This is a genomic window from Nodosilinea sp. FACHB-131 (assembly GCF_014695395.1).
Lineage (GTDB): Bacteria > Cyanobacteriota > Cyanobacteriia > Phormidesmidales > Phormidesmidaceae > Nodosilinea.
In genome coordinates, this window is the sequence record NZ_JACJOF010000039.1 from 1 (window position 1) to 3399 (window position 3399).

Sequence of the window (3399 nt, forward strand, 5' to 3'; positions counted from 1 at the left end):
ATATTGCAATAAGCGGCATTGACGCGTAGAAAGCGACGGGTTTGAGCGTCTAATAAGGCTTTGCCCACACTCGTTACGTTGAACATGGCCCGAAAGTCGGCTTCGCTCTGATGGAGATCGGCTTCAGCCTGCTCTCTCTGCTGCAGCGATCGTCGTGTTTGCTCTTGGGCAGTGCGCAATGACCCCACCAGGAAACTGATGACTAACCCTTGGAGCAGGAAGAGGGCCATCCTGACCCCCGCTGAAAAACTGGGACCAAACCCAAAGGCTGGGCTCAAAAATAGGCAGTTAGCGCTCAGCACCGACAATAAGGTTGCGGTTACCCCTGGTCCTCGGCCGCCATACCAAGCGCTGATGGTAACGGCTCCAAAGAAAAGTAAAAACGGTGCCTGGCTAAGTCGAGCATAGGGATCGAAGGCCAACATCAGCAGCGTCGCCAAGAGTACGGCTGCAATCGCCACCCCGTAGCTTAGGATTTGCCGTTTGAACTTAATCATCCAACCACCCAGGAGAATAGTTAGGGTAGGAGAGCTAGAAACAATTGCTAGGGTGAATCGCAAGCTGATGTTTAAGGTGCTGGTAAATTGAACATACCCCTGCTAATTATCTACCACAGGAGAGAGCTGGTTATCTATCTATGGGGTGAACACATACAACCCCTAGGTTCTTCTGAGTGGAGCCACCAGAGTTAATTGACAATGACTTTGTGAGCGGTAGTTGAGTACACCAGTATTTAAATGAAGTAGATTCCTACGAGCATTGGTCTCGGCTTTAACGCAGGTTGGAACGCTAATTGTGACAGCACCCTCTGTGGTAGAAGTGCTCCACGTGCTCAGTTAATGACGCACGTTTAATTAGCGCAAATACAACGGTGGTGTTGAAGTTACTAGTAACGGTAAACAGATGGTAAAAGTAGTACCTTGCCCTTCCCCTGGACTTGCTACTGCAATGTTGCCATCGTGCAGCTCAACCAGTTGTTGTACAATCGCTAGGCCTAAACCCAAACCGCCAAAGGTGCGAGTCGTCGAGCTATCAGCCTGGCGAAAATAGTCAAACACGTAGGGGAGAATATCAGCTCGAATCCCCTGACCGGTATCGCTGACTTTGATTTTTACCTCCTCTAACTGCTGCTCTAGCCGAATCTCTACCTGCCCACCGTCTGGCGTAAATTTGATCGCGTTCGAAAGCAGGTTTTCGATAATTTGTATCAGGCGATCGCGATCGCCTAACACTTCACCTACTGCCTCATCCAAATGAGCGCTAAGCTGAATGGACTTAGCTTGGGCATTGGGTAGTGCCGTTTGAATTGCTGCCTCGATAACTGGCTTTAGTTCCATAGCCTGCCGGTTGAGCAGTAGCTTGCCCCGCAGCAGTCGGGAAATGTCTAGAAGGTTCCCAATTAGCTGGGTTTGCAAGTGGGCATTGCGCTCAATGGTCTGTAGGGCACGAGCTGTGGTAGCGGCATCAAATTCGCGCGTTTGCAGCGTCTGTGCCCAGCCCAAAATGGCATTGAGTGGAGTGCGCAGCTCATGGGAGACGATTGCCAAAAACTCGTCCTTTAAGCGATTGGCCTGCTCTAGTTCCACCGCTTGATGCCGCAGGGCGTTGAGGGCAACTTGCAGCTCCCGCCGCCGCAGGCTGACCTCGTCCACTAAAGCCCCTAGATCGTGGCTTTGGCTGGCCAATTCCTGCTGTAGTCGGTCGCGTACCCGCTTAAGAGCAGTTAAATTACCGACCCGCGCCTTGAGCTCCTCCACCGAAAATGGTTTTGTTAGATAGTCTTGAGCACCCTGCCGCAGCATCTGCACGCGTAGATCATCGTCGGCTTTGGCTGTCAGCATGACCACGGGCGTAGCGTTTAGCTCGGGGTAAGTACGCAACTGTTGTACTAGCTGGTCGCCGCTCAGAGATGGCATCATCACATCGCTGAGAATTAGATCGGGCTGGAGGGCGATCGCCTGCGCTAGCCCATCTTGCCCGTTGACAGCGGTAGCCGTACGATACTCTGAAGCCAGCGTGGCCGTGATGAACCGATTCATCTCCGGGTTATCTTCTACCACTAACACTAGAGGTTTACTCAAGGAATGCTCTAGCCTAGAAGCGTCGGGCTGGGGTACCGAGCGCAGCTCTTCGGCCATAAGGGCAGCTAACCCTGCGTCTTGCCCCTGATCAGAGGCAGCAGCCCTCACCGCGCCAGGGTGAGGAGCCAGCAGCGGTAGCTGAACGATAAACTGAGCACCGCCACTAGGGGCATCGCCTACTGCGATCGTGCCACCCTGAAGTTCGGCAAATTCTTTGGCGATCGCTAAACCCAGGCCCGTGCCACCAAACCGCCTAGTAGTGCCGCCCTCTCCTTGGCTAAACCGCTCGAAAATAGTATCCCGTAGTGCTGCTGGAACGCCTGCACCGCTATCCTGAACTGAAAGAGTAATGCGATCACCTTGGATGAATCGCTCATCTAAGCTCCCGTTGCTGGCCATGTCTTGAGCATGATCAATGGTTAGCTGGCAATGCACAGCGCCGCCGTTGGGAGTAAATTTAAACGCGTTAGAAATTAAGTTGAGCAGAATGCGCTGCACCTTGGCTCCATCAACCTGTGCTTGCAGAATCTCTGGGGCATCAATGGTAAAAGTAATCTGCTTTTCCTCGGCCAAGCCGTCAAAGTTGGCCGCCGTTAGGCGCACGAGTTGTGCCACATCGATCTGCTCGTAGGTGGGCACCATACGGCCAGCCTCTAGCTTGGATACATCCAAAAGGTCATTAACCTGCTTAAGCAATAGCCGGGCATTGCGGTCAACCAGTTCAAGATCGAGGCGGTCCTCCTGGCTCAAGTCGGTCTGGTGCAACAATTTCTCCACTGGCCCCAAGATCAAAGCTAGGGGGGTGCGCAGTTCGTGGCTGACATTGGCAAAAAACTGAGTCTTGAGCTGGTCGACCTCCTTGAGCTGTTCGTTGAGAGACTCCAATTGATTGTTGGCGACTTCCAAGTGCGACCGCCGCTCCTCGGAAAGTTTGGCTGACTCGACTAGGGCTAATGCCTGGGGCACTAGAAACGGCAGAATTATGGCGGTGGTTACGGAGGCTATTGCCGTCACCACCTTCAGGGCTCCCGAAAGCCAGTAGGTCGGGTGCCACAGCGTCCAGACAGCCATAAAGTGCGTGCTGCCGCAGGCCACAATAAAAGACCCAAACGCGAGAAACATCCAGTGAAATGGGATTTCTCGGCGGGTCTTATAAACTAGATAAGCAAGAGTGCCTGAGATAGCCACATAGGCTAAGCCAATCGATAAGTCTGAGAGCAGATGTAGCCAAACCAGCCCTGGCTTCCACAAGTAGCAATGCCCGTGAGGGATAAACCCATTTACTGCAAATAGCGGACTCCACCAGTCTGAAAAAACG

At 52.9% G+C, this 3399-nt stretch carries 2 protein-coding genes; both read right to left on the bottom strand.

The genetic code is table 11. From position 1 onward, the window contains the following. Window positions 1-497: DUF4118 domain-containing protein (locus H6F75_RS25945; protein WP_190755973.1), on the bottom strand; the 497-nt coding region annotated here is incomplete at its 3' end. Window positions 498-854: 357 nt separating this feature from the next. Next, window positions 855-3152, bottom strand: a complete 2298-nt coding sequence (locus tag H6F75_RS25950) for an ATP-binding protein (protein WP_199304145.1) — start codon at window positions 3150-3152, stop codon at window positions 855-857. Window positions 3153-3399: the final 247 nt, after the last annotated feature.